Raw genomic sequence first — 25702 nt, 5'->3', positions numbered from 1 at the left:
TTTTAGGTATTTTTATATTCCTTTTAGTGCAGTATAGCATTGCTGCGACCTAAAGCCGCATGGCTTCAGATAGGGTACTATCGCCCGCGCCGAGCCGCTTAAGCAAAATGCCAAGCGCGCTTGGTCGATACCGCGCAACTGTCAATCAACACAAGTTACTAAGGAAGTGGGCGTCAATCGTGATCAGGCGCTTAAGTCATTGCCTGCAAGGCAGCTACCCGCAATGGGCAAAGAAACCGATAGTTGCTTTATTTATCAATAGTTTGTTAGAAGTATCGAGAGTCTTATGAGTCCATTAAATCAAGTGGCGTTACCGAGTATGTTACCGACCTGTATCAATCCCTTGGGCGAGGCGAACAAAAAATGGCCACCGATGATGTGGCTTAATACCGATCGTTTTCTTTATCTTGGCGTGATAGGCCAACCCGCTGAGCGCTGTTTTGGTGCGCTCGCGCTGTATTTATCGCTGCAAGGGGCGCACCGTATTCGTATTGGCGATAAAGGCAGCGATTGGCAATCCGCGAAGTTTTCTATTGTGCAGCCTTGGTGCAAGCATTGGCTTGCCTTTGATGAGCGCTCGATTGGCTGCTTACTGCTGCTGGAGCCGGAAACGCTGAAGTTTTCGGCATTGCCAGCGCCTTTGCAGCAGCCAAGCGGTGCCGTGCAGGCGGGCGAATTGGCGCAGAAGATGCACGCGGCGCTGGAATTGCTGCGCACTGTTGGCGCTTGTCGTTACGCCAGCAATGACGAGTTTGACCGTGCGTTTTTTGGCGAGCCGCTGGCGGCGCGAAGACTGGATGTGCGTGTGCAAAAGGTGCTGGAGCGGCTTAAAGCCAGCCCCAATATCACGCTAAGCGCTGAGGAGTGCGCCGAGCAGGCCTGTCTTTCCACTTCACGCTTTTTGCACCTGTTTAAAGCCGAAGTCGGTGCACCTTTTCGCAGCTATCGCGCTTGGCACCGCGCACGCAGCTTGCTTTATCACCTCAAAGAGCAAACCAGTCTGACCGATTTTGCGCTCAACTACGGCTATCCGGATGCCACGCACTTTAGCCACTCCATCCGCCGCTTTGCCGGATTCACGCCTAAGGCGATTCATTCCGGCAGCCGCAAAGTGGCGTTGTTTGTGGCCGGCGATACGGCAAGTTGCAGGGCTTAGCCAAATGGATGGCGCAAGATGATGGTCTCGCTGCGATCAGGGCCGGTGGATATGATGTCAATGGGCACGCCGACCAACTCTTCAACCCGTTTGATATAGGCGCGGGCGTTGCTCGGCAGGTCTTCCAGGTGCTTGATACCTTGGGTGGATTGCTGCCAGCCGGGCAGTTCCTCGTAGACCGGTTTAAGGCCTAGGTAGCTGTCGGCATCGGTCGGTGCTTCGACCGGCCTGCCGTTCTCGTCTTCATAAGCCACGCACAGACGCAGTGTGGGCAAGCTGTCGAGTACATCGAGCTTGGTCAAGCAAAGACCGCTGATACTGCCCACTTCGACCACGCGGCGCAGGTTGACCGCGTCAAACCAGCCGCAGCGCCGCGCCCGCCCGGTGGTTGCGCCGACTTCTTGGCCGCGCTCGGACAGCGCTTTGCCGACCTCATCAAACAGTTCAGTCGGGAACGGCCCAAAACCCACGCGGGTGGTGTACGCCTTGGTAATGCCCAGCACATAGTCAAGATACAGCGGGCCGAAGCCGGAGCCGGTCGCCGTGCCGCCTGCCGTGGTGCTGGAGCTGGTGACGAACGGATAGGTGCCGTGGTCAATGTCGAGTAGTGCGCCTTGCGCCCCTTCAAACATAATGTCTTTACCGGCGCGGCGCAGTCCGTGCAGCAAGCTGGTGACATCGGCCAGCATCGGCGCGAGTTGTTCAGCCCAGATAAGACACAGGTCCAGCGTCTCTTGAAAATCAACCGGCGCTTCTTTGTGGTAATTGACCAGCACAAAGTTGTGGTAGTCGAGCAGTTCGCCGAGTTTTCCAGCGAAACGCTCGCGGTGCAGCAAATCGCCCAAGCGCAAACCGCGCCGCGCGACTTTATCCTCATAAGCAGGACCTATGCCGCGCCCGGTGGTGCCGATGCTGGCCGCGCCGCGGGCTTTTTCACGGGCGAGGTCAAGGCGCACGTGAAACGGCAATATCAGCGGGCAGGACGGGCTTAAGCGCAGGCGCTCGCACACCGGCACGCCGTTTTGTTCCAACTCGCCGATTTCTTTAAGCAGGGCATCGGGGGCGACCACTACGCCGTTGCCAATCAAGCACTGCACGCCTTCACGCAAAATGCCGGAAGGGATAAGGTGCAAGACGGTTTTTTTGCCATCAATCACCAAAGTATGACCGGCATTGTGGCCGCCTTGGTAACGCACCACGGCGGCGGCTTGTTCGGTCAACAGGTCAACGATTTTGCCCTTGCCTTCATCACCCCATTGGGTGCCCAGCACGACGACATTTCTAGCCATCTTTACTCTCTCAAGGTTGATTGCAACGGCGGCAGCGGCATCGGTTGCCAACTGCCTTTAGTAAACAGTAGTTGCTGCGTACAGCCTGCGGCGCGAGCCGCTGATAAATCTTGCCCGGGCAGCGCCTGAATCACGCGCCGCCCGCTTTGCCTTAGCCGCAAAATGGCATGCCAAAGCGAAGGCTCGCTGCTTGGCGGTGCCCAAATCGGTGCGGCGACAGCGGGAGGCTCAAATTGGCCAAGGTCGGTCAAGGTTTTTAAATCGGTGGAAAAACCGGTCGCCGGACGGGCGCGACCAAATTGCGCACCGATATCGTCATAGCGCCCGCCTTGGGCAATCGCACCGCCGACAGCAGGAACAAAAGCTGCAAATACCACACCGCTGTGATAGTGGTAGCCGCGCAGTTCGGCGAGGTCAAAATGCAGCGGTAAATCCGGCCAGCGTTCGGCCAGGGCGTTTGCGATATGTTCCAGTGCATCAATGGCGACTTTCACCTCATCAGCTGCGGAGCCAAGCTGCGTTTTCGCCCGGGCGAGCACCTCTTTCCCGCCGCACAGGCGGGGCAGGGCGCATAGCATGCTTTTTAGCGGCTGATCCAGAGCTTGGGTTAAGGCGGCCACCTCATCACAGGCTTTGGCCTGCAAGGCATCGAATAACTGCTGCTCCCGTTCAGCAGGTAATTGAGCCGATTTTGCCAGTGCGCGGTAAATGCCAACGTGCCCCAAATCCAGATGCACGCCTTTTACTTGCATTTGTTCCAGCATGGCAAGCATCAGGCTGATCACCTCGATATCGCTTTCGCCGCTGGCATCGCCGTAAAGCTCCGCGCCCAATTGAATGGGGCTGCGCGAAGTGGCCAGCGCACGCGGACGGGTATGCAGCACACTGCCCGCATAGCACAATCGGGTAGGCTCTGCACGCCCCAGACTGTGCGCATCCACTCGCGCGACTTGCGGGGTAATATCGGCTCGCAAGCCCATTTGCCGGCCGGATAGCGGGTCGGTCACTTTAAAGGTGCGCAAATCCAAATCGGCACTTGCGCTGGTTAAAAGCGATTCCAAGAACTCAATATGCGGGGTAATCACAAACTCATAACCCCAGCGCGCAAACAAATCCAGCACCTCGCGCCGCGCCGCCTCAATACGCGCCGCTTGCGGCGGCAGCACTTCTTCAATGCCATCAGGCAATAACCAGCGCTCAGCTTGGATCATTTTTTAAAATTCCGGGGAAGGGCTTATCAGGGTTCGATTAACGCGGCATTGGCCCATTTGCCACCTTTGCCGCATTTAAGGCCGTTGCCGGTGCTGTTTTTAATATTGTAAGGCGGGGAAGTCATCACTAAATCGATACTGTTTTCCGGTAGCGATTGCATGATTTGCAAACAATCACCTTGGTGGATTGGATTAAGCCATAAATCCACCAAGGGCAACTTAAGGGAAGCGGGCATGATTTAGCGAGCACCGCGTTCCAGGTATTGGAAGAAGTCGCTGGATGGGTCTAACACCAGCACGTCGCGTTTGTCGGCAAAGCTCTCGCGGTAGGCTTGCAGGCTGCGGTAGAAGGCGTAGAACTCGGGGTTTTGGCCGTAGGCGGCGGCGTAAATCCGCGCCGCTTCAGCATCGCCTTCACCACGCTTGATTTCCGACTCGCGGTAGGCTTCAGCGATGATGACACGGCGCTGGCGATCCGCATCGGCGCGGATGCCTTCGGCCAGTTCCTTACCCTTGGCGCGGTGCTCGCGCGCTTCGCGTTCGCGCTCGGAGGCCATGCGTTCAAACACGCTGCGGTTGACTTCGCGTGGCAAATCAATGGCTTTGACGCGCACGTCAATCACTTCTACGCCCAATTCGTTTTGTACCGAACGGTTGAGTGAGGCGGTCACTTGTGCCATCAGCGCGTCGCGCTCGCCGGATACCGCCTCATGCAGGGTGCGACTGCCAAACTGGTCGCGCAGCGAGGCTTCCAAACGGCGCGACAGGCGTTCGTCGGCAATCTGCTTAAGGCCGGAGGTCGCGGTATAGAAGCGCTCGGCATCACGCACGCGCCATTTGGCGAAGGCATCGACCATCAGCGCTTTTTTCTCCAGCGTCAAAAAGCGTGAAGTGATCGCATCCAGCGTCATTAACCTGCCGTCGAATTTGCGTACTTGGTTGATATAGGGGATTTTAAGGTGCAGACCCGGTTTGACATCCGACTCGACCACCTTACCAAAGCGCAGTAAAACGGCGCGTTCGGTTTGCAGGACGATATAAAAGCTGTTCCAGCCAAGGGCTAGGACGAGTGCGCCAAAAATCAGGCCAATCAGTGCTTTGCCGTTCATTAGCGGCTCTCCCTTGAACGCAGGTCGCGCAGTGGTTCGTTGTTGCTTGGGCGAGCCGTGCCAGTGGCGTCGGTGCCGGAAAGAATGGTTGATGAAGTGGCCGTAGCGGCGCGGTTTTCCATCAATTTATCGAGCGGTAGGTAAATCAGGCTGTTCTGCCCGCCTTTTTCATTGCCGCCACTTAACAGGATTTTGCTGGTGTTGCTAAGTAGCCCTTGCATGCTGTCCAGATACAGGCGCTCGCGGGTGACTTGCGGGGCTTTTTCGTATTCGGTGAGCAGTTGGCTAAAGCGTTTGGCTTCACCTTCGGCGCGTGCAATCACTTCTTCACGGTAGCCGCTGGCGTCTTCCAAAATGCGCTGCGCTTGACCACGCGCTTCCGGTACTACGCCGTTGGCGTAGCTTTCGGCCTGGTTTTTCTCGCGCTGTTCTTCTTCGCGGGCGCGGATAACGTCGTCAAAGGCATCTTGTACTTCACGCGGCGCGGCGGCGCTTTGCAGGTTGACTTGGGTGACGGTAATGCCGGTTTGGTAGGTATCCATAAAACTTTGCAGGCGTTCTTTGACCTCGCTCGCCATCAGCTCGCGGCCTTGCGTGAGCACTTGGTCCATCGCGGTGGAGCCGACCACGTGGCGAACGGCGCTATCGGTCGATTGCTGCAAGCTCAGCTCAGGATTGGCGACATTCAGCACAAAGTCTTGCAGATTGCTGATGCGGTACTGCACCGTTAGCGGGACTTCGATGATGTTTTCATCTTCGGTTAGCATCTGCCCTTGCTTGCTGTAGGCGCGTTCACGGGTGACGTTTTCCTGGAATTTGCGCTCAATGACCGGCAGGTAGAAGTTAAGCCCGGGACCTACCGTGCGGTGGTATTGGCCGAAGCGCAAAATCACCGCCTGCTCTTGTTCATCGATCACGTAAATGGCGTTGTACAGCCAAAAGCCGAGCAGTACCACCGCTGCAAGCCCCAGCAGCCCCAAGCTGCCGCGTTTACCGTCGCCACTATTGTTACCGCCGTTATTCGGACGTTTTTTGCCGCCAAACATATCGTTGAGCTTGTCTTGTAACTTGCGGAAGGCTTCGTCCAAATCCGGCGGGCCTTGGTTATTGCCGCCACGTGGACGGTTTCCCCAAGGGTCTTGATTGTGCGGGTTGCCCCCGGGTTCATTCCAAGCCATAACCAGTCTCCAGTTTCTATGACACAGACGCTTAAAGAACTGCGCATGCTACCCAATGCGCCTAGGCTTACGCAAAGGGCATCGTTACAAGAGAAGCGAAAAAAGCTAAGGTGCGCACTTTGTTACGCTTAACCGAGGTAAGGATTTATGAGCCTGCACGGCACTTACGACGAGAGCAATATCTTTGCCCAAATCCTCGCGGGCAAGGCAGATTGCTACAAGCTGTATGAAGATGAAGATTGCCTTGCTTTTCTTGATTTGTTTCCGCAGTCTTTCGGCCATACGCTGGTCATCCCCAAACAGGCTCGCGCCCGTAATCTCTTGGATGTGGACGGGCAGACGCTCGGTAAACTGATGCTCGTCGTACAAAAACTTAGCCAGATATTGGTAGAAGAATTACAGCCGGATGGCGTGCAAATCATGCAATTTAACGGCGCCCCTGCCGGGCAGACGGTGTTTCATCTGCATATGCACATTATTCCTCGCTACAACGATAAAGCGCTGTCTTGCCATGGTTCAGGACGTGCTGAGGCTGCTGAACTGAGTGCATTACAACAGCGTCTTGTGCAGCGTATTGCCCGTCTTGGCTAACTTACGAGGACACTTTATGCATAAGGTCGTGATCAGCGGCAGCGGTCTTTATACCCCGGCGCACAGCATCTCCAATGATGAACTGGTCGCTTCCTTTAATGCTTACGTGCAGCGTTTTAATCAGCAAAACAGTGAAGCCATCGAGTGCGGCGAGGTGCAGCCGCTGACTGAATCCAGCAGTGCCTTTATCGAAAAAGCCTCCGGCATTAAAAGCCGTTTTGTGATGGATAAAGCAGGCATTCTCGACCCTGAACGCATGCGTCCGTATTTGCCTGTGCGCAGCAACGAAAGCCCAAGCATTCTCTGCGAAATGGCAACCGCTGCCGCGCGTGAGGCGTTGCAACGCGCCGGACGCACGGCGGCGGACATAGACGGCGTTATCGTTGCCTGCTCCAACTTGCAGCGCGCATATCCGGCGCTATCCATTGAAGTGCAAGCGGCGCTGGGGGTGGACGGTTTTGCTTGGGATATGAACGTTGCCTGCTCGTCGGCAACCTTTGGCCTTTCTGCCGCTTGCGGCTTGCTGCAAAGCGGACAGGCGAAGGCGATTTTGCTGGTTAATCCAGAAATTTGCAGTGGCCATCTAAATTTTCGTGACCGCGACAGTCATTTTATTTTTGGTGATGCCGCTACCGCTTTATTGTTGGAGCGAAAAGACCTTGCCAGCTCTAATCAACAATGGGAAGTGCTGGGCAGCAAACTGGCGACCCGTTTTTCCAACAATATCCGCAATAACTTTGGCTTTTTAAATCGCGCCGAAGATGAAGATAGTGCTGCGTTCGATAAACTCTTTGTGCAAGAAGGCCGCAAAGTGTTTAAAGAAGTCTGCCCAATGGTCGCCGAATTGATTGAAACGCATCTGGCCGAACATCAACTGGCCGCCAGTGATATTGCGCGTTTTTGGTTGCATCAGGCCAATTTAACCATGAACCAATTGATTGCCCGCCGCGTTTTAGGGCGTGAAGCGAGCGAGCAAGAAGTGCCTGTTATCCTCGACCGCTACGCCAATACCAGCTCGGCCGGTTCAGTCATCGCCTTCCACCTGCATCAACAAGACTTAGCCCAAGGTGCGCTGGGCGTGCTCTGCTCTTTTGGTGCGGGCTATTCGATCGGGTCGGTACTGCTAAGGCGTAGAAATTTAGACTTTATCTGACAAATCGCAATAAAAACCGCTGCTATCCCCAAAAGGAAGGTAAGGCGTGGCTTCTGATTACGCTTCTGTATCTAGGTTGTCACCCCGCATTGCAAAGCGTGATGTAACATGTCACAGTCGCCCGCATGATTATCAGCTTTCGCCATAAAGGGCTGCGCCTGTTCTACGAAACCGGCAGTACCCGTGGCATTCGTGCCGAACATGCCGCAAAACTGGGTCGCGCATTGCTTTTGCTTGACCGCGCAACCGTCCCTGCTGATATGGACTTGCCCGGCTTTCGACTGCACGCACTGAAAGGCAACTTGGCTGGTTTTTGGTCTATCGGCATTAGTGGCAACTGGCGCGTGATATTCCGTTTTACAGTGAATGGCGTTGAGTTGGTGGACTATCTGGACTATCACTAGCAGAGGTATTGTTATGACAATATTTAACCCACCCCACCCGGGGGAAATTCTGCGTGAGGATGTGTTGCACGCCTTGAATATGAAAGTGGCCGTACTTGCACGACATTTGGGTTATGGCCGTGAACATTTGTCGCGGGTACTGCATGGTCGCGCTCCAATTAGCCCTGACCTCGCCTTGCGTTTGGAGAGAGCCGGTATTGGCCGCGCTCGAACTTGGCTTGCGGTACAGACCGATTACGATCTGTGGCACTTGGAACGACGCGAACAACCCGCTATTGAACGGCTGATCGCTGCGGTTTAGCGCGGGCGTTTTAACGCACTCGAATTCGGCTGCGTTAACGACGAAAGGGCATGCATAAATTTAGACTCGATCTGACAAATATCGATTTTAGGTGTTGTGCACTGTTATATAAAATCGAGTTCAATTTCTTTTAAAAGTTTAGACATACTGATTCATGGCCGTTTTTCTGTCATGGATCCAGCACTTGTTCAACCTGTCCTTTATTAAGGCATTGATGTTTTTTGCTGCTCGCACCTCCTTTTGAGATACAATGTATCTCATCGCAGCAACCACCTGAACGGGAAGCCATCATGACTTCTTCCACCATGATTCACGTCCGCGTCAACGAATCCGTCAAGACGCAGGCCACGCAAGCCCTGACCGCGATGGGATTGACCGTTTCTGATGCCGTTCGCGTATTCCTGACGCGCATTGCCGCTGACCAGGCATTGCCCTTTGCCATCAAAACCCCGAACGCGGCCAGCCGTGCCGCCATCGATGAAGCCGAGAGCATTATCAAAAACCACCACGCGCGTTTTGCCAGTGCCGATGCCTTGATCGATGACCTTGAAAAAGCCAGCAGCCAGTAAACGGGCAACCCTGCCGTGTGGGTCTGACTATACCCGAGAATTTCTCAAGGACTGGCAGCGCCTGTCACGCTCTGGCCGATATGACATGCACAAGCTCAAAGAAGTCATGCTGCGGCTGGTTGCCAACCATAGCCCGCTACCGCCCGAATGGCTGGATCACCCGCTCACAGGCGATTGGAAAAATCATCGTGAATGTCATGTTGGCGGCGACTTTCTGCTGATCTACAGATTGGACGATACGGGCAAGCATGGCATGGTGGTGTTTACCCGCACCGGCACCCATGCCGAGCTTTTTTCGTCATCTTGAAATCAACCGAACGCGCTGTCCGAACCGTTCCTGCCGGTCGTTGTGGCCTTCGTCACCACAGAGAGATTCACCCGTCGAGTGTCTGCACCGAACGCGCAGTTTGAGTGATTTGACAAAGCCCAGAGTATGTTGCTGCCAGACAGGTCAAGAGCGCGGATGTCAATCTATCTACAGCATCAATTTCACCACCGTCTCATGCGGGTCGCGGGATTTGCCGGCGGCTTGTAATTTGCAGAGATAGTCCTGCCACAGACTCTGTTGGTTTTGCGCCAGATGCTCCAAATAATCCCAACTGTACAGGCCGCTTTCGTGGCCGTCGTCGAAATAGAGTTTTAGTGCGTATTGTCCGGCCGGTTCAAGGCGGGTGAGTGCAACGTACTGTTTGCCGTATTGCAGCACTTCCTTGCCGTGTCCGCGCACTTCGGCGGATGGCGAATAGACCCGCAAAAACTCGGCGGGCAATAGGTAACGCTCGAAAGCGCTGTAAGAAAGTTCCAGCGTTTGCGAGCGTTTGTGCAGTTTGATGCTGGTTGGAATGCGCATAAGTTAGAGAATGTAGCGCGATAAATCCTCATCTTGCGAAAGTTCGCCGAGTTTTTCGTTGACATAGGCGCTATCGACGCAAAGCGCCTTGCCATTTTGCTGTTGGCTTAAGATTTCCGCATTAAAAGAGGCATCTTCCAGCAGTTTTTCCAGCAAGGTATGCAGGCGACGGGCACCGATGTTTTCGGTTTTCTCATTGATTTGCCAGGCAATTTCGGCAATGCGGGCAACGCCCTCTTGGGAAAATTCCACGCTTAAGCCTTCGGTCGCCAAAAGCGCGGCGTATTGCTGGGTCAAGCAGGCGTGTGGTTCCGTCAGGATGCGTTCAAAGTCTTGCGGCGTGAGCGCTTTGAGTTCTACGCGGATGGGCAGGCGGCCTTGCAGTTCCGGCACCAGGTCGCTGGGTTTGGACAGGTGGAACGCACCGGAGGCAATAAACAAAATATGGTCGGTCTTGAGCATGCCTAAGCGCGTATTGACTGTGCAGCCTTCAATCAGCGGCAGCAGGTCGCGCTGCACGCCTTCGCGCGAGACATCCGCGCCGTGGCTGTGGCCTGAACCTGCGATTTTGTCGATTTCGTCAATAAATACAATGCCGTTTTGTTCGACGGATTCCAGCGCACGGGCTTTGAGTTCGTCTTCATTGACCAGCTTGGCCGCTTCTTCGTCACGCACCAAGCGCCGTGCTTCTTTGATTTTGAGCTTGCGCGTGCGGCTTCTGCCGCGCCCCAAATTGGCGAACAACTCCTGCATTTTGTTGGTCATTTCTTCCATGCCGGGCGGCCCCATGATTTCCACATGGCCGGGCAGGTCGTCCAGTTCGATTTCAATGTCTTTGTCGTCAAGCTGGCCTTCGCGCAGGCGTTTGCGAAATAACTGGCGCGTGTTGCTGTCTTCGGCAGGCTGTCCGTCACGGGCGGGCGGCAGCAGTGCGTCTAAAATGCGCTCTTCGGCGGCATCTTCGGCTAAATCACGCAATCTGAGCATTTCCTGCTCGCGCAGCATTTTGAGCGCAGTATCGGCCAAATCGCGGATGATGGACTCCACGTCGCGGCCAACATAGCCCACTTCGGTGAATTTGGTCGCTTCCACCTTGATAAAGGGCGCAGCCGCCAGTTTGGCGAGCCTTCGGGCAATTTCGGTTTTGCCAACGCCAGTGGGACCTATCATCAGGATGTTTTTCGGGGTGACTTCGCTGCGCAGTTCGCTATCTAACTGCATGCGCCGCCAGCGGCTGCGCAGGGCAATGGCAACGGCGCGTTTGGCTTCGCCCTGGCCGATGATATGGCGGTCGAGTTCTTGGACTATCTCGCGCGGGAGTAAGGACATGGAATGCTCTTAAGTTCAATAAAAAAGGGGTCAGGCAGCGCCGTTCAGCACTTCCAGTGTAAGGTTGTGATTGGTAAATACGCAGATATTGGCGGCGATATTAAGTGCGGTTTCGGTGATTTCCTCGGCGCTCATCTCAGGATCGGCTTTTTCCAGCAGGGCGAGCGCTGCGGCCTGTGCGTAGTTGCCGCCGGAACCTAAGGCAATCAGCCCGTGTTCCGGTTCAATCACATCGCCATTGCCGCTGATAATCAGCGAGGCCTCTTTATTGGCAACGGCGAGCAGCGCCTCCAGTCGGCTTAGTGCGCGTTCGGTGCGCCAATCTTTGGCAAGCTCCACCGCCGCGCGTATCAAATGGCCTTGGTGTTTTTCCAGCTTGCCTTCAAAGCGTTCAAACAGGGTAAAGGCATCCGCCGTCGCCCCGGCAAAACCGGCCAGCACCTGCCCGTGATAAAGACGGCGGACTTTTTTGGCGTTGCCCTTCATGACCGTATTACCGAGGGAAACCTGCCCGTCGCCGCCCATCACGACCTGACCATGACGGCGAATAGAAACGATGGTGGTCAAGGGTGCTCTCCAATCAATCCAAATGAACGCTGGATATGGGGGCAGGCAGGCTGATTTCAAGTTTATAAAAACGGCGTCATGATTTATTTTGCCGCCTTGCTCAGGTACCCTTACCTGCTTTTTTTCTCGCCTTAAGTGGGTAAACACTTGCTGCAAAACATTCGCGTGGTGCTGGAAGGCACCAGTCATCCCGGCAATATCGGCGCGGCGGCGCGGGCTTTAAAGACGATGGGATTGTCGCAATGGGTTTTGCTCTCGCCGATGGAATTTCCAAGCGTGGTCGCAAGCGCTCGTGCAGCGGGCGCTGTAGATGTGCTGGAAGCGGTGCAAGTGGTGGATCACTTGCCGCAGGCGATAAGCGGCTGCGTGCAGGTTTTTGGCGTGAGTGCACGCAGCCGGCATATTTCACTGCCGCTGCTTGATCCACGTGAAGCGGCGGGAAAAATGCTGAAGCAAGCCGTGCAGGGCGAAACGGTCGCGCTGTTGTTTGGCAATGAACGTGTGGGTTTGAGCAATGAAGCGTTGCAGCGTTGCCAGTTTCAGGTACAAATTCCCAGTAATCCGGCGTTTAGCTCGCTCAACCTTGCGGCGGCGGTGCAGGTGCTCTCTTATGAACTGCGCATGGCGGCTTTGCAATCGCACCTGATCAACGGGGTTTGTAAAAAAGCGCAAGAGCCGCTGGCGCAGGTCGATGAGCTGGAGCATTTTTATACCCATCTACAAAGGGTGTTGCAGCAAGTTGCGTTTTTAGACCCGGCCAAACCCATGAATCTAATGCCCAAGCTGCGCCGATTATTTGCTCGCACGGCGCTGGAACGCACTGAGCTTAATATTCTGCGCGGTATCCTGAGCGCCGTAGAAAAGAGGGGGTGATAACGATGTTGGCTGCCATGCGTGAAGACATTCAAAGCGTATTTGCCCGCGACCCGGCGGCGCGCCATACCTTTGAAGTATTGACTTGCTACCCCGGTCTGCACGCGCTCTGGCTGCATCGTTTGGCGCATGCTCTGTGGCGCTGGCATTGGAAATGGCTGGCACGGGCGGTATCGAATTTTGCTCGCTGGTTGACCGGCATAGAAATCCACCCCGGCGCAAAAATCGGGCGGCGTTTTTTTATTGACCACGGCATGGGTGTGGTGATTGGTGAAACGGCAGAAATTGGCGACGATGTCACCCTTTACCAAGGCGTTACCTTGGGCGGCACCAGTTGGGATAAAGGCAAGCGCCATCCCACCCTGGAAGCAGGCGTTGTCGTGGGCGCGGGCGCTAAAGTGCTGGGGCCTTTTAGCGTGGGCGCGGGCGCACGGATCGGCTCCAATGCGGTGGTTACCCGCGCCGTACCGGCGGGGGCGACCGTAGTGGGTATTCCCGGGCGGATTATTCCCAAGGCCAATACCAACGAGGAACAAACCCGCAAAGCGATGCAACAGGCGATAGCCGATAAATTCGGCTTTGATGCTTATGGCTTAAGCCAAGATATGCCCGACCCGGTCGCCCGTGCCATCGGCGGCCTGCTTGAGCATTTGCAAGCGGTGGATGACCGCTTGGAAGGCATGTGCACCGCCCTTAAAGCCTTGGGCAGCGACTACTGCGCCAAAGAACTGCCCGAGATTTGCTGTGAAGGGTTTAAAACGGATCAGGACAAGTCAGAAAAAGCCTGACATCTTCAATAAGAAAACGGTGGCTTATACTTGACTTAATTACTAAGGAATAGCACAATCGCGCCAAGCATACGATGTTTCAACGCAATGGAGCCGTGCCATGCGCCTGACCACCAAAGGTCGCTACGCCGTCACCGCCATGCTCGATTTGGCGTTGCATGCCAAGGGTGAGCCGGTGTCTTTGTCGGATATTTCTGAAAGACAGGGGATTTCCCTGTCTTATCTGGAGCAGCTTTTTGCCAAATTGCGCCGCCGCAATCTGGTATCCAGCGTGCGCGGGCCGGGCGGTGGCTATCAATTGTCTCGCGACATGCACAGCGTACAGATCGCGCAAGTGATTGATGCGGTCGATGAGTCGGTCGATGCCACGCGCTGTGGCGGGCAGGGTGACTGCCATCAGGGCGATACCTGCTTGACCCACCATCTGTGGTGCGACTTGAGTGAGCAAATCCATGTATTTTTAAACGCCATCAGCTTGGGGGATTTGGTCGCCCGCCGCGAGGTACAAGCGGTTGCCGAGCGTCAAGACCTTCGTCAACGCGCCGCCACACAGATTTTGCATATGCCGCACCTCGGTGCTTTTGCCTTGCAAGACAAAATACAAGCCTCAGCCATTGATTAAGCCAAACAGCGCATTTAGAGAATTAGCGATGAAACTGCCGATTTACCTGGATTACTCCGCGACCACCCCGGTTGACCCGCGCGTTGCGCAAAAAATGTGCGAATGCTTAACGCTCGATGGCAACTTCGGCAACCCGGCTTCGCGTTCGCACCTGTTCGGCTGGAAGGCCGAAGAAGCGGTGGAAAACGCCCGCCGCCAAGTGGCTGAACTGGTCGGTGCAGACCCGCGTGAAATCGTCTGGACTTCCGGCGCGACCGAAGCGGACAACCTGGCCATCAAAGGCGTTGCTCACTTCTACCAAAGCCAGGGCAAGCACCTGATCACCTCAAAAATCGAGCACAAAGCGGTGCTCGATACCTGCCGCCAACTGGAACGTGAAGGTTTTGAGGTCACTTACCTTGAACCCGGCGAAGACGGCCTGATCAGTGCGCAGCAGGTAGAAGCCGCGCTGCGTGAAGACAGCATTTTGGTTTCCATCATGCAGGTCAACAACGAGATTGGCACACTTAACGACATTGCCGCGATTGGCGAGTTGACGCGCTCACGCGGCGTGCTGCTGCATGTGGATGCGGCGCAGTCATTCGGCAAGGTCGAGATAGACCTTAATTCACTTAAAGTCGATTTAATGTCCTTCTGCGCCCACAAAATTTACGGGCCAAAAGGCATTGGCGCACTCTATGTGCGGCGCAAACCGCGCGTTCGCCTGGAAGCGCAGATGCACGGCGGCGGTCATGAGCGCGGCATGCGCTCCGGTACCTTGGCGACCCATCAGATGGTCGGCATGGGCGAGGCGGCGGCCATTGCCAAAGCCGAAATGCAGACCGAGCGCCAGCGTTTGAGCGAATTGCGTGCGCGTTTTATGGCGCAGCTTGAGGGTATGGAAGAGATTTACCTCAACGGCAGCCGCGAATCCTATGTGCCGAATATCCTTAATTTGAGTTTTAACTATGTGGAAGGCGAATCACTGATGATGTCGCTTAAAGATATTGCCGTCTCTTCCGGTTCGGCCTGCACTTCCGCCTCGCTTGAGCCTTCCTACGTGCTGCGTGCGCTGGGGCGAAGTGATGAACTGGCGCACAGTTCGCTCAGATTTTCCTTTGGCCGCTTTACCACGATGGAAGAAGTGGACTACGCCGCCGCGCAGGTGCGCAAAGCGGTGGATAAGCTGCGCGAATTGTCGCCGCTTTGGGATATGTATAAAGAAGGCGTGGATTTAACCCAGGTCGAGTGGCAAGCGCACTAAAAACGCAAAAACAAATCGCCAGCAGAGCGATATACCCCGTGATGGATGAGTTGGAGAAAGGCAATGGCATACAGTGAAAAGGTCATCGACCACTACGAAAACCCGCGCAATGTCGGCAGCTTGCCTGCCACCGATCCGAATGTCGGCACCGGCATGGTCGGTGCGCCCGCTTGTGGCGACGTGATGCGCCTGCAAATCCGCGTCAATGAGCAGGGCGTGATTGAAGACGCGCGTTTTAAAACCTACGGCTGCGGCTCGGCGATTGCCTCAAGTTCCTTGGCGACCGAATGGATGAAGGGCAAAACCCTTGATGAAGCTGCGCTGATTAAAAACAGTGAACTGGCCGAAGAACTGGCGCTGCCGCCGGTCAAAATCCACTGCTCGGTACTCGCCGAAGATGCCATCAAAGCGGCGGTACGCGACTACCGGCAAAAGCAGGGACAGCTCTAGACCTTTTAAATCGATAGTGAGGATTTGACGATGGCAATTAAGATGACCGAAGCCGCTGCCAAACACGTCAAACGCTCGTTGGCGGGGCGCGGCAAAGGGCAGGGCATTCGTCTTGGCGTGCGCACCACGGGCTGTTCTGGTCTTGCCTATGTGCTGGAATTTGTCGATGAACTGCCCGAGACCGATAGCGTCTTTGAAAGCCACGGTATCAAAGTAGTGATTGACCCTAAAAGCTTGCTCTACCTCGATGGCACCGAGCTTGATTTTGTCCGCGAAGGCTTAAACGAAGGCTTTAAGTTCAACAACCCGAATGTGCGCGGCGAATGCGGCTGCGGTGAGAGTTTTAGTGTCTGAAGCCAATCATTTTCTTCGCTTTGGCCTTGCGCCGGATTTTAATCTTGACCTTAAAACGCTTGGCGAACGCTACCGCGAGCTGGCAAGTCGGGTACACCCCGACCGCTTTGTTGGCGCAAGCGAGGCCGAGCAGCAGCGCGCATTGCTCGAAGCGGCCCATCTTAATGAAGCGTTTCAGTGCTTAAAAAAACCCGCGAGCCGCGCCCTGTACCTGCTGACCTTAAACGGTGCTGAGTTGCCGCTGGAAGCGACCATTCAGGACGGCGAGTTTCTTATCCAGCAAATGCAATGGCACGAACAGTTGGAAGCATTGGAGCAGCGGGCAGACAGCGCAGAGCTTGCCGCTTTTAAACAGCGCCTGCTCAGTGCAGAAGCAGCAACGGGCGAGGCGTTTGCCGCTTGCTGGAATGACACAAGTGCCGCTGAAACCGCCGAAAAACTGGCGCGTCGCCTGCAATTTTTAAGCCGCCTGCAAGCCAAAGTGCGTCGTTTGCAAGAGCGCTTTGACGACTGATTTTTTTTGCCCGATGTAACGCACCATGCCTTTACTGCAAATTGCCGAACCCGGCCAAAGCCTTGCCCCGAAAGCGCCACGACGTGCGGTGGGGATTGACCTTGGCACCACCAATTCACTGGTCGCTGCCGTGCATCCCGCTGCGCGGGAGAGGGCGGCTGCCGTCCCCTTGCCTGGCGAAGATGGCACAGTCATTTTGCCGTCCGCTGTTCGTTACCTTGCAAATGGCGCCATTGAAGTGGGTGACAGCGCCAAAGCCGCCGCCAGCAGCGACCCGTTTAATACCGTACTGTCGGGCAAACGATTGATTGGACGTGGTATCGAAGACATCCAAAGATTGGGTAGCCAGTTGCCCTATCGCTTTGCCTCGGGCGATTCGGCCATGCCTTTTATCGAAACCGCACAAGGGCCGAAAAGCCCGGTCGAAGTCTCTGCCAGCATTCTGGGCGAATTGCGCAAACGCGCCGAAAACGCTTTGGGCGGTGTGCTCGATGGCGTAGTCATCACCGTTCCCGCTTACTTTGACGAAGCGCAGCGCCAGGCGACCAAAGATGCCGCACGGCTTGCAGGTCTGCCATTACTGCGCCTGCTCAGTGAACCCACGGCGGCGGCGGTCGCTTACGGCCTGGATCATCAGGCCGAAGGCTTGCTGGCGGTCTATGACTTAGGCGGCGGCACTTTTGATATTTCCATCTTGCGGCTCTCGCGCGGCGTGTTTGAAGTGCTCGCCAGCGGCGGCGACAGCGCCTTGGGCGGGGACGATTTTGACCTTGCCATTGCCCGCTGGATTATTGAGCAGAGCGGATTTTCGCAAGACATAGCGCCCGCCCAGCAGCGCGAACTGCTGCAAATCGCCTGCACGGCCAAGGAGGCTCTGACTGAGCAAGCCAGCGTCCCGCTGGCTTACCAGCACTGGCAAGGCAGCTTGACGCGAGCACAGTTGCAAATACTGATTGAGCCGTTAATGGCTCGCAGCTTAAAAGTCTGCCGCCGCGCTTTGCGTGATGCCGACTTGTCCGCTGCCGATATTCAAACGGTCATCATGGTGGGCGGCGCAACCCGCGTGCCAGCCGTGCGTGAAGCGGTTGGCAGGCTGTTTGGCAAAGCGCCGCTGACCTCCATTGACCCTGACCAAGTGGTCGCCATCGGGGCTGCCATGCAGGCCGACCGGCTGGTCGGCAATCGTCAAGGTGACGAACTGTTATTGCTCGACGTGATCCCGCTCACCCTGGGCTTGGAAACCTTCGGCGGGCTGGTCGAAAAAATCCTGCCCAGGGGCAGCCCCATCCCGCTGTCACGTGCGCAAGAGTTCACCACTGGCAAAGACGGGCAAAGCGCAATGGTGATCCACGTGCTGCAAGGCGAACGCGAACTGGTGGCTGATTGCCGCTCGCTCGCGCGTTTTGAACTGCGTGGCATTACGCCGATGCGCGCGGGTGCGGCAAAAATCCGCGTGACCTTTGCCGTCGATGCCGATGGACTGCTGTCCGTCAGTGCGCGGGATTTAACCAGCGACAGCGCAGCGCAGATTGAGGTCAAACCCTCCTACGGCCTGTCCGAGGAAGAAATCACGCGCATGCTCAAAGAGGCTTTCAGCCATGCCGAGGACGACAAAAAAGCGCGAGCACACCGTGAAGCGCAGGTCGAAGCCGAACAGCTACTGGCGGCAACGGATGCGGCGCTTAAGCAAGATGCGCATTTGTTAGGTAGCGGCGAGCAGCAAGCTATTGAACAGGCAGTCCTTGCACTACGCGAATTGCTGCCAGCAGGCACGCGTGATGCGATCGAAGCGCAAAGCAAACAACTGATACGGCTAACCGATGCCTTTGCCGCCAAGCGCCTTAATGAAAGTGTTAAAGCACATCTGGCGGGCCGCGCCTTAAATGAACTGGAAAATTAACCAAGTGCCGCAAATTACCTTTTTGCCCCATCCCGAACACTGCCCCGAAGGCGCGGTGATTGAAGCCGCTGTCGGCGAAAGTCTGCTTAACGCGGCACTGCGCAGCGGCATTGAGATCGAACACGCCTGCGAAAAAGCCTGCGCCTGCACCACTTGCCATGTGGTGATTCGCAAGGGCTTTAACCAGCTCTCGCCGTCCGATGAACTCGAAGACGATATGCTCGACAAGGCTTGGGGACTGGAAGCCACTTCGCGCCTGTCCTGCCAGACCAAAGTCACCGGCGATTTAGTGGTCGAAATCCCCAAATACACCATCAATCAGGTCTCTGAAGGCCATTAACCAAGGTAAAAACCGTGTCGCTGGATTGGACGGACGTACAAGAAATCGCCATAAGCCTTGCCGAAAGCAAGCCCGAAATCGACCCGAAAACCCTCAACTTTGTTGACTTGCGAAGCTTGATTTTGGCGCTGCCAAACTTTACTGGCACGCCCGAACGCTGCGGCGAGAAAGTGCTGGAAGCCATTCAAGCCGCTTGGCTGGATGAGGTCGATTAAATATTCAAAACCTAGGTGCCTCCCCCGCGTGCGAGAGAGGCGCTAAGGGCATTTACTCCGCCGCGCTGCTTTTTTGCGCCCCGGTGGTATTTTCCAGCAGGCTTTGCGTAGCGCTTTGCAGATAGGCGGCGAGCTGGTCGCGCCATTCGTTGGGCAATTCGGCTTTGTTCGCTTGTGGATGGGCACCCAACTCAATTTGATAGCCGCGCGGCGCTTCGTCCACCGGTTGCACCAGCATTTGCTTGCCTTTAATCAGCGCAACGGTTTGGTCGCTGCCGGAGGGTTTAATCACGGCAAAGCCTTGGTCCTCTGCTGGCAGGCTAAGCAGGTCGCGCCCCCAGCATTGGTGCGTGACCGGCTGACCGAGCCTGCCCATGATGGTCGGCACCATATCGACCTGGCTGCCCACGGTATCAATGGTTTTGCCGAAACGCTGCTGAATGCCCGGGGCAATCATCAGCATGGCAATGTGGTGGCGGAATAAATCCATCTCGGTCAATTGTTCATGTGCGGCAAAGCCGTGGTCGCCGAGCAGCACAAACAGCGTTTGGTTAAATTGCGGCAGCTTGCGTACTTTCTCAAAGAACTGCCCCAGCGCCCAATCGGCATAACGCATGGCGGTGAGATGGTCATTGAGCGAGCCTTTATCCGTGATCTTATCAACCGGCAGCGGATCAGGCAGCGGGTAGGGCGTATGGTTGCTCAAGGTTTGCAGCAGTGCGTAGAAGGGCGGCTTTTGCCTGGCGATTTCCTCTGCACCACGGTCAAACATATCCTGGTCGGCAACGCCCCAGGTGGGGTCAAACACGACCGGATTTTTAAAGTCATAACGGCCGATAAAGCGGCTCATGCCTTGGTTACGGAAAAAACCCTGCTGATTGTCCCAAGCAAAATCGCCGTTATAGACGTAAAAATCTTCATAGCCGCGCGGACTTAACAATTGCGGCAAGCCAGAGAAATGATGCGAGCCTTCTGGCATTTGCATCAGGTATTCAAAGCCCGGCAGGTTGGGAAAGCAGGCCATGCTGGCAAACAATCCCTGATGGGTATGGGTGCCGTTGCTAAAGAAGTTTGTAAACAGCAAGCCTTCTTTGGCGAGTTTGTCAAATTCCGGAGTAATACCCGCATCCGAGCCTAACGCGCCGACAAAGTGCGCGGCGAAACTTTCCATCAAGATAACCACCACATTCTTCACCGCCAGCCTGCCGTCTGCAGGCGGGGTAAACACGCGGCGTACGACGGCACTGTCTTGGTCGATCAATTCATCCTGTGCGCTCAGCAGCATTTGTCGCGTCAATGCCGTGGCCTGCTGTTGTGGCATGGCCGGACGATGGCGTTTGTTGTCATCCAGATAACGCGCCTTGGCCGCCGTCCACAGGCTAAGTGCGCCATTTAATCCCAGATGATTGGCAAATACCGATTCGCTGGTAAAGGCATCGCCCCAGCGCAGCGGCGGGCCTTGGCGCAAGGTGCCACGCGCGGCGAGTACCGATAGGACTACACAGAGCACAAATACCAGGCTGTGTTGCAGCAACAGAGCAGGGCGGCTGGCGTTGTTCTCGCTGGATATGGGGCGACTGGCTTTATCGGCGCGTCTTAGCAAGAAAATAACAATGGCGCTGATCAAGGCAAGCGCGAGCAGCAGCTTGACGACCGGAAAGCCGTGCCAGAGCATACTCAGTACGGTTTTCGGGTCTTCCTGCAAATATTGGAAGACCAAGGCATTTAATCGCTGATGAAATTCCTGATAGAAATTAAGTTCAATCATTCCCAATAAAATGACTGATACGGCACAAAAGCCCAGCCAGATAAGCTGCCAACCACGGCGCAGCATCAGCGGGCGGCAGAGTATCGAGAGTGACAGCGGCAGGGCGATATAAACACACAGGCGAAGGTCAAAACGCAGCCCGTTAACAAAGGCTTGGATGAGGTCATTAGCCGTTGCCGCGCCGATCAAGTCTTGGTTAAACCAAAGCAACAGCCCGCGTAGCAGCGAAAGCAGCAGCAAAAAGCTGCAAAGTGTAAGCGCCATAAACAGCAGATGTGCTGTTAATGCGTTGCGTTTTGAGGGCTTTTCCATCAGCGACATGGGAATACCTTAAGGGGATGGTGGGATTTGCTCCCCTCTCCCATTTATGAGAGAGGGGAGCAAGCAGCGCGGTGCTTATTGAGACACTTCCCTCGCCCGCTTGCGGGAGAGAGGAGCCGGGGAAGAGGGCAGGCTAAACCATCAATCTGCACTGGCGAGTCTTTCCCACCAATCTTCTACATGACACCAATCCAATGCGCTGGTGCTGCATGCGCCGCTGACAAGTGCCTGTTTTAACTCGTCAATATCCACATCTTCCAAGTAGTCTTCGGCGTGCTCCATACGTTTTTCTGAGCCACCGAAGCTGCGCATTTCCGCCAGCGCTTCTGCTTTGCTCCAGCCCTGATAGACCATGCGATAGAGCGCGACGACCAAGCCGGTGCGGTTTTGCCCGTGCTTGCAGTGAATCAGCACCGGCCCTTTTTCTTGTGCGCCTCGCAGGCTGCGCAGTGCGTCGAGTGCGTCTTCATCGTCAAACCAGCGCGTGCGCAGCGGCAGATGGATTTCCTGCAAATCGGCGTTGCCTATCCAGCGGGCATCACTTTCTTGATAAAAGTTGACCACCGAAACAATGCCCAGCGCTTTGAGTGGGTCTACCGCCTCAGTATCTGGCAACGCACTGCGGTACAGCTTGGCATCGACTTGATGCAAGTTTAAGCGGTTATCGATAGGCACTGACCAATGCGGCGGACGTGGCGCTTGATCGGCATGGGCAGAACAACTCAAAGCGGCCAGCAGCAATACAAGCCAGTGCCATTTGGCAGGCAGCAGGTAAGACAAGAGGTTTCTCCCGGGAAGCGAAGGTACTTAAGTATTATCGACACTGCATCAGCGCAGCGTTAGGCCAACGTGAAAATCTCGTGCGCTGTGTCAAAAAACGGACGAATTTTATATGGCATCAAGGTCTTTAGCAAAATCTCAGCCAGCTTTTAACTCATTCAATAAAAACAATTTTTAGCTGCTTTAGCGGGTATTCGCAAGACTTTGCAAAGCGTTTCGTGATGGATTTACGACGCAAAAGTAAGACGGATTGCGCATTGATGGGCGCGAATTTGCGCAAGGCGCTTTGTGCCAAGCAGTGACATTCGCTCAACACATAAAGGATTTCCCGCTGCAACCCCTGCTCGTCAATCCCAAAAATAAAGCGCCCGTGTGGTTTTGCCGCACTTTTTGCCGCACTTTTGCCCAGTGTGTGCGGACACGATTTGATACAGGTCAATACTCAAAAAATGCCGCCCTTGCATGCTTAAAACGCAAAAAAACCTAAAGCAAGCAACCGTTAAAAGGCCCTTTAAATGAGCACAATGACCGTAAATCGCGCGGCGCAAGAAGAGGTCGTCGCGCGCGCCTACAACTATAAGGTGGTACGCCAGTTCGCCCTGATGACCGTGGTCTGGGGCATTGTCGGCATGGCTGTGGGTGTTTTGATTGCCGCGCAACTGGTCTGGCCTGCACTTAATTTTGACCTACCCTGGCTGTCCTTTGGTCGCTTAAGGCCGCTGCATACCAATGCGGTGATTTTTGCCTTCGGTGGCTGCGCCTTGTTTGCCACTTCTTATTACACCTTGCAGCGCACCTGCCAAACACGGCTGATCTCTGACGGTCTGGCCGCCTTTACCTTCTGGGGCTGGCAGGCGGTGATAGTGCTCGCGGCCATTACCCTGCCGCTCGGCATTACCACGTCCAAGGAATACGCCGAGCTGGAATGGCCGATTGATATTTTGATTACCCTGGTTTGGGTCGCCTATGCGCTGGTGTTTTTCGGCACGATCATGAAGCGCAAAACTCCACATATTTACGTCGGTAACTGGTTTTTCGGCGCCTTTATTGTGACCGTAGCGATTTTACATCTGGTCAACAATATGGAAATCCCGGTGACCTTCTTTAAGTCCTACTCGCTCTATGCCGGTGCGACCGATGCGATGATTCAGTGGTGGTACGGGCATAACGCGGTGGGCTTTTTCTTGACCGCCGGTTTCTTGGGGATGATGTATTACTTTGTGCCGAAACAAGCCGAGCGGCCGGTTTTCTCCTACCGCCTGTCCATCGTGCATTTTTGGGCGCTGATTGGCGTTTATATCTGGGCCGGTCCCCACCATCTGCACTACACGGCGCTGCCGGATTGGGCGCAGAGCTTGGGTATGGTGATGTCGCTGGTGCTGCTCGCGCCTTCTTGGGGCGGCATGATTAACGGCATGATGACGCTCTCCGGCGCTTGGCATAAGTTGCGTGATGATCCGGTATTGCGCTTTTTGGTGGTGTCCTTGGCTTTTTACGGCATGTCCACCTTTGAAGGGCCGATGATGTCGATCAAGACGGTCAATGCCCTGTCGCACTACACCGACTGGACGATTGGCCACGTACACGCAGGTGCCTTGGGCTGGGTAGCGATGGTCTCCATCGGCTCGCTCTATCACATGATTCCGCGCATCTACGGGCGCACGCATATGTACAGCCTTACGCTGATTAACGCGCACTTTTGGCTGGCGACCATCGGTACCGTGCTTTATATCGCCTCAATGTGGGTCAGCGGCATTACCCAAGGGCTGATGTGGCGCGCCGTTAATGAAGACGGCACCTTGACCTACAGCTTTGTTGAAGCGCTAAGCGCGAGCTATCCCGGCTTTGTGGTGCGCATGATTGGCGGGGCGATATTCCTGCTCGGCATGCTGTTAATGGCTTGGAATACCTATTTGACGCTGCTGACGACCAATCCCAATGCCGTCCGTGACAGTGCCAAGATGGAGGTGGCGTGAAATGAGCAGCAAACATGAAGTTCTGGAAAAAAACATCGGCCTGATGCTGCTGTGCATGATTTTGGCGGTCAGCATCGGCGGCTTGACGCAAATCGTCCCGCTGTTTTTTCAGGACGTGACCAATCAGCCGGTCGCTGGCATGAAGCCTTACACGGCGCTGCAACTGGAAGGCCGCGATATTTACATCCGCGAAGGCTGCGTCGGCTGCCATTCACAGATGATTAGACCGTTCCGCGCCGAAACCGAACGCTACGGCCACTACTCGGTCGCCGGTGAAAGCGTGTGGGACCATCCGTTCCTTTGGGGATCCAAACGCACTGGGCCGGATTTGGCGCGGGTCGGCGGGCGTTATTCGGATGAATGGCACCGCGCCCACCTGTACAACCCGCGCAACGTAGTGCCGGAATCCATCATGCCGTCCTACCCCTGGCTGGTGGAAAACACGCTCGACGGCAAAGATACCGCCGCCAAAATGCGGGCGCTGCGCACCGTCGGCGTGCCTTATCAAGATGAAGATATTGCAGGCGCGGCGGATGCGGTTAAAGGTAAATCGGAAATGGACGCGCTGGTAGCCTACCTACAAGGCTTAGGCACCGCCATTAAAAGCAAACGATAAGACAGGAGCCTGATGATGAGTACTTTTTGGAGCCTGTACGTCACGATTTTGACGCTGGGTAGCTTGGCAGTGCTGTTCTGGCTGATTTTTGCCACGCGCAAGGGTGAAAAGCCCGGACAAACCACACAAACAATGGGGCACGCCTTTGACGGCATTGAGGAATACGACAACCCGTTACCCAAATGGTGGTTTCTGCTGTTTGTCGGCACCTTGTTTTTTGCCTTGGGCTACCTTTTATTTTTCCCCGGGCTTGGCAACTGGAGCGGGATTTGGCCGGGCTATCAAGGTGGCTGGACTTCCAGCAAAGAATGGCAACGTGAGATGGACAGAGCCGACGCCGCCTACGGGCCGTTGTTTGCCAAACTGGCCGCGACGCCCATCGAAGAGCTGGCTAAAGACCCGCAGGCGCTAAAAATCGGCAATCGCCTGTTCGCCAACTACTGCTCGCTTTGCCACGGCTCGGACGCCAAAGGCGCACACGGCTTTCCCGATTTAACCGACGAACATTGGCGTTGGGGCGGTGATGCGGCCAGCATCAAGCAAAGCATTCTGCACGGCAGACAAGGCGTAATGGCCGCTTGGGGCGGCGTGATTGGTGAAGACGGCGTTAAAAACGTCGCCGCCTACGTGCGCGGCACACTGGCCCGCTTACCGCTGCCGCAAAATCACGGTGCCGACCTCGCCGCCGGGCAGCAGGTCTATTCCACCGTCTGCATCGCCTGCCACGGCCCGGAAGGCAAAGGCATGGCGGCTTTGGGTTCGCCTGATTTAACCGCGCCGGACGGCTGGATTTACGGCTCAAGTCTTGCCCAATTGCAACAAACCGTCCGCCACGGACGCAATGGGCAAATGCCCGCCCAAGCGGATTTTTTGGGTGAAGACAAGGTGCACGTGCTGGCGGCTTATATCTACTCGCTGTCGCATGGCCGTTAATTAAAAGACTCACCGGAAAACGCCCCTTGGATTATCGATCGTTAAAAGCGACGACAATCCAAGGCGGAGACAAAAAGGGCAGTCGATAGTATTAAATAATGCGTGTTTGACAAATTTATTGTTTGCTCTGTATTATCCGCATCATTGTTGATGGAAGCCAAGAGATATGAAGGATGCCTATTGACTTTATTGGAAATACAATGTGCTATGTTGCAATCCGCAATCCGCAATCCGCAATCCGCAATCCGCAATCCGCAATCCGCAATCCGCAATCCGCAATCCGCAATCCGCAATCCGCAATC

Annotated in this window: 30 protein-coding genes; 20 read left to right on the top strand and 10 right to left on the bottom strand. The window is 55.4% G+C overall.

The window, feature by feature from the left end; all coding sequences use genetic code 11:
- Nucleotides 1–286: 286 nt before the first annotated feature.
- Complete coding sequence (locus tag AXE65_RS11015; RefSeq protein WP_079214144.1) at nucleotides 287–1156, top strand: helix-turn-helix transcriptional regulator; 870 nt, start codon at nucleotides 287–289, stop codon at nucleotides 1154–1156.
- Here AXE65_RS11015 and AXE65_RS11010 read toward each other — a convergent pair.
- Genes AXE65_RS11010 through hflK form a run of 5 tightly spaced genes read right to left on the bottom strand, consistent with a single transcriptional unit; the run spans nucleotide 1153 to nucleotide 5943 of the window.
- A complete protein-coding gene (locus tag AXE65_RS11010) occupies nucleotides 1153–2445 on the bottom strand; it encodes an adenylosuccinate synthase (RefSeq protein ID WP_068392231.1) in 1293 nt (430 codons plus the stop codon). The genes AXE65_RS11015 and AXE65_RS11010 overlap by 4 nt on opposite strands.
- A gap of 2 nt (nucleotides 2446–2447) precedes the next feature.
- Nucleotides 2448–3656 carry an ATP phosphoribosyltransferase regulatory subunit gene (locus tag AXE65_RS11005; protein ID WP_068392228.1) on the bottom strand — a complete coding sequence of 403 codons (1209 nt, stop codon included), beginning with the start codon at nucleotides 3654–3656 and terminating at the stop codon, nucleotides 2448–2450.
- A 26-nt stretch (nucleotides 3657–3682) separates the two neighbouring features.
- A complete protein-coding gene (locus AXE65_RS11000; protein ID WP_068392227.1) occupies nucleotides 3683–3892 on the bottom strand; it encodes a site-specific DNA-methyltransferase in 210 nt (69 codons plus the stop codon).
- 3 nt (nucleotides 3893–3895) lie between these two features.
- Nucleotides 3896–4765 carry a protease modulator HflC gene (hflC, locus tag AXE65_RS10995; protein ID WP_068392224.1) on the bottom strand — a complete coding sequence of 290 codons (870 nt, stop codon included), beginning with the start codon at nucleotides 4763–4765 and terminating at the stop codon, nucleotides 3896–3898.
- On the bottom strand, nucleotides 4765–5943 hold the full coding sequence (gene hflK, locus AXE65_RS10990) for an FtsH protease activity modulator HflK (RefSeq protein ID WP_068392221.1): 1179 nt from the start codon (nucleotides 5941–5943) through the stop codon (nucleotides 4765–4767). The genes hflC and hflK overlap by 1 nt, the downstream gene beginning before the upstream one ends.
- A gap of 147 nt (nucleotides 5944–6090) precedes the next feature.
- On the opposite strand from hflK, the gene AXE65_RS10985 reads away from it, so the two are divergent.
- From AXE65_RS10985 to AXE65_RS10960, 6 genes are all read left to right on the top strand, one after another.
- On the top strand, nucleotides 6091–6534 hold the full coding sequence (locus tag AXE65_RS10985; protein ID WP_068392218.1) for an HIT family protein: 444 nt from the start codon (nucleotides 6091–6093) through the stop codon (nucleotides 6532–6534).
- 16 nt (nucleotides 6535–6550) lie between these two features.
- A complete protein-coding gene (locus AXE65_RS10980; RefSeq protein ID WP_068392215.1) occupies nucleotides 6551–7687 on the top strand; it encodes a beta-ketoacyl-ACP synthase III in 1137 nt (378 codons plus the stop codon).
- Between the two features lie 125 nt (nucleotides 7688–7812).
- Nucleotides 7813–8091: a type II toxin-antitoxin system RelE/ParE family toxin gene (locus AXE65_RS10975; RefSeq protein ID WP_068392211.1), complete on the top strand. Its 279-nt coding sequence runs from the start codon at nucleotides 7813–7815 to the stop codon at nucleotides 8089–8091.
- Between the two features lie 13 nt (nucleotides 8092–8104).
- Complete coding sequence (locus AXE65_RS10970; RefSeq protein WP_068392208.1) at nucleotides 8105–8392, top strand: HigA family addiction module antitoxin; 288 nt, start codon at nucleotides 8105–8107, stop codon at nucleotides 8390–8392.
- 290 nt (nucleotides 8393–8682) lie between these two features.
- Nucleotides 8683–8961 (top strand): type II toxin-antitoxin system RelB/DinJ family antitoxin, encoded by a 279-nt coding sequence (locus tag AXE65_RS10965; protein ID WP_068392204.1) that lies wholly within the window; start codon nucleotides 8683–8685, stop codon nucleotides 8959–8961.
- The gene (locus AXE65_RS10960; protein WP_068392202.1) at nucleotides 8933–9268 is read left to right on the top strand and encodes a type II toxin-antitoxin system YafQ family toxin; all 336 of its coding nucleotides are present in this window, start codon (nucleotides 8933–8935) and stop codon (nucleotides 9266–9268) included. The genes AXE65_RS10965 and AXE65_RS10960 overlap by 29 nt, the downstream gene beginning before the upstream one ends.
- 168 nt (nucleotides 9269–9436) lie before the next feature.
- Here AXE65_RS10960 and AXE65_RS10955 read toward each other — a convergent pair whose 3' ends face one another.
- Genes AXE65_RS10955 through hslV form a run of 3 tightly spaced genes read right to left on the bottom strand, consistent with a single transcriptional unit; the run spans nucleotide 9437 to nucleotide 11707 of the window.
- Complete coding sequence (locus tag AXE65_RS10955) at nucleotides 9437–9811, bottom strand: gamma-butyrobetaine hydroxylase family protein (RefSeq protein WP_068392199.1); 375 nt, start codon at nucleotides 9809–9811, stop codon at nucleotides 9437–9439.
- Nucleotides 9812–9814: 3 nt separating this feature from the next.
- Nucleotides 9815–11140 carry an ATP-dependent protease ATPase subunit HslU gene (hslU, locus tag AXE65_RS10950; RefSeq protein ID WP_068392196.1) on the bottom strand — a complete coding sequence of 442 codons (1326 nt, stop codon included), beginning with the start codon at nucleotides 11138–11140 and terminating at the stop codon, nucleotides 9815–9817.
- Nucleotides 11141–11170: 30 nt separating this feature from the next.
- Nucleotides 11171–11707 carry an ATP-dependent protease subunit HslV gene (gene hslV / locus AXE65_RS10945; RefSeq protein WP_068392193.1) on the bottom strand — a complete coding sequence of 179 codons (537 nt, stop codon included), beginning with the start codon at nucleotides 11705–11707 and terminating at the stop codon, nucleotides 11171–11173.
- Between the two features lie 147 nt (nucleotides 11708–11854).
- Between hslV and AXE65_RS10940 the strand changes: the two genes are divergently transcribed.
- The 10 genes from AXE65_RS10940 (at nucleotide 11855) to iscX (ending at nucleotide 19006) form a co-directional block, all read left to right on the top strand.
- Complete coding sequence (locus AXE65_RS10940) at nucleotides 11855–12580, top strand: RNA methyltransferase (protein WP_068392365.1); 726 nt, start codon at nucleotides 11855–11857, stop codon at nucleotides 12578–12580.
- Nucleotides 12581–12585: 5 nt separating this feature from the next.
- The gene (gene cysE / locus AXE65_RS10935) at nucleotides 12586–13368 is read left to right on the top strand and encodes a serine O-acetyltransferase (protein WP_068392190.1); all 783 of its coding nucleotides are present in this window, start codon (nucleotides 12586–12588) and stop codon (nucleotides 13366–13368) included.
- Between the two features lie 100 nt (nucleotides 13369–13468).
- Nucleotides 13469–13990, top strand: coding sequence for a Fe-S cluster assembly transcriptional regulator IscR (iscR, locus tag AXE65_RS10930; RefSeq protein ID WP_068392187.1), 522 nt, complete (start codon nucleotides 13469–13471; stop codon nucleotides 13988–13990).
- A 28-nt stretch (nucleotides 13991–14018) separates the two neighbouring features.
- Complete coding sequence (locus AXE65_RS10925; RefSeq protein WP_068392184.1) at nucleotides 14019–15233, top strand: IscS subfamily cysteine desulfurase; 1215 nt, start codon at nucleotides 14019–14021, stop codon at nucleotides 15231–15233.
- 63 nt (nucleotides 15234–15296) lie between these two features.
- Nucleotides 15297–15683 carry a Fe-S cluster assembly scaffold IscU gene (gene iscU / locus AXE65_RS10920; RefSeq protein ID WP_068392181.1) on the top strand — a complete coding sequence of 129 codons (387 nt, stop codon included), beginning with the start codon at nucleotides 15297–15299 and terminating at the stop codon, nucleotides 15681–15683.
- 30 nt (nucleotides 15684–15713) lie between these two features.
- Complete coding sequence (iscA, locus tag AXE65_RS10915; protein ID WP_068392177.1) at nucleotides 15714–16037, top strand: iron-sulfur cluster assembly protein IscA; 324 nt, start codon at nucleotides 15714–15716, stop codon at nucleotides 16035–16037.
- A complete protein-coding gene (gene hscB / locus AXE65_RS10910; protein ID WP_239685083.1) occupies nucleotides 16030–16551 on the top strand; it encodes a co-chaperone HscB in 522 nt (173 codons plus the stop codon). Before iscA ends, hscB begins: the two co-directional genes overlap by 8 nt.
- A 25-nt stretch (nucleotides 16552–16576) precedes the next feature.
- Complete coding sequence (gene hscA / locus AXE65_RS10905; RefSeq protein ID WP_068392171.1) at nucleotides 16577–18451, top strand: Fe-S protein assembly chaperone HscA; 1875 nt, start codon at nucleotides 16577–16579, stop codon at nucleotides 18449–18451.
- A 4-nt stretch (nucleotides 18452–18455) separates the two neighbouring features.
- Nucleotides 18456–18791, top strand: a complete 336-nt coding sequence (gene fdx / locus AXE65_RS10900; RefSeq protein WP_068392362.1) for an ISC system 2Fe-2S type ferredoxin — start codon at nucleotides 18456–18458, stop codon at nucleotides 18789–18791.
- Between the two features lie 14 nt (nucleotides 18792–18805).
- Nucleotides 18806–19006: a Fe-S cluster assembly protein IscX gene (gene iscX / locus AXE65_RS10895; RefSeq protein WP_068392168.1), complete on the top strand. Its 201-nt coding sequence runs from the start codon at nucleotides 18806–18808 to the stop codon at nucleotides 19004–19006.
- A gap of 52 nt (nucleotides 19007–19058) precedes the next feature.
- On the opposite strand, the gene AXE65_RS10890 is transcribed toward iscX, so the two are convergent.
- On the bottom strand, nucleotides 19059–21095 hold the full coding sequence (locus tag AXE65_RS10890) for an LTA synthase family protein (RefSeq protein WP_068392165.1): 2037 nt from the start codon (nucleotides 21093–21095) through the stop codon (nucleotides 19059–19061).
- 141 nt (nucleotides 21096–21236) lie between these two features.
- Complete coding sequence (locus AXE65_RS10885; RefSeq protein ID WP_068392162.1) at nucleotides 21237–21875, bottom strand: dual specificity protein phosphatase family protein; 639 nt, start codon at nucleotides 21873–21875, stop codon at nucleotides 21237–21239.
- 524 nt (nucleotides 21876–22399) lie between these two features.
- On the opposite strand from AXE65_RS10885, the gene ccoN reads away from it, so the two are divergent.
- From ccoN to ccoP, 3 genes are read left to right on the top strand one after another with little or no spacing between them, the layout of a single operon-like run.
- Entirely contained in the window at nucleotides 22400–23851 is a 1452-nt protein-coding gene (gene ccoN / locus AXE65_RS10875; protein ID WP_068392156.1) for a cytochrome-c oxidase, cbb3-type subunit I, read from the top strand.
- A gap of 1 nt (nucleotide 23852) precedes the next feature.
- Nucleotides 23853–24467, top strand: a complete 615-nt coding sequence (gene ccoO, locus AXE65_RS10870; protein WP_068392153.1) for a cytochrome-c oxidase, cbb3-type subunit II — start codon at nucleotides 23853–23855, stop codon at nucleotides 24465–24467.
- Between the two features lie 15 nt (nucleotides 24468–24482).
- Nucleotides 24483–25400, top strand: a complete 918-nt coding sequence (gene ccoP / locus AXE65_RS10865) for a cytochrome-c oxidase, cbb3-type subunit III (protein ID WP_068392150.1) — start codon at nucleotides 24483–24485, stop codon at nucleotides 25398–25400.
- Nucleotides 25401–25702 lie beyond the last annotated feature (302 nt).

It is taken from the genome of Ventosimonas gracilis, assembly GCF_001580025.1.
Lineage (GTDB): Bacteria > Pseudomonadota > Gammaproteobacteria > Pseudomonadales > Pseudomonadaceae > Ventosimonas > Ventosimonas gracilis.
The sequence above is the reverse complement of the archived record's forward strand: the minus strand, read 5'-3'. Positions and strand labels throughout refer to the sequence as shown.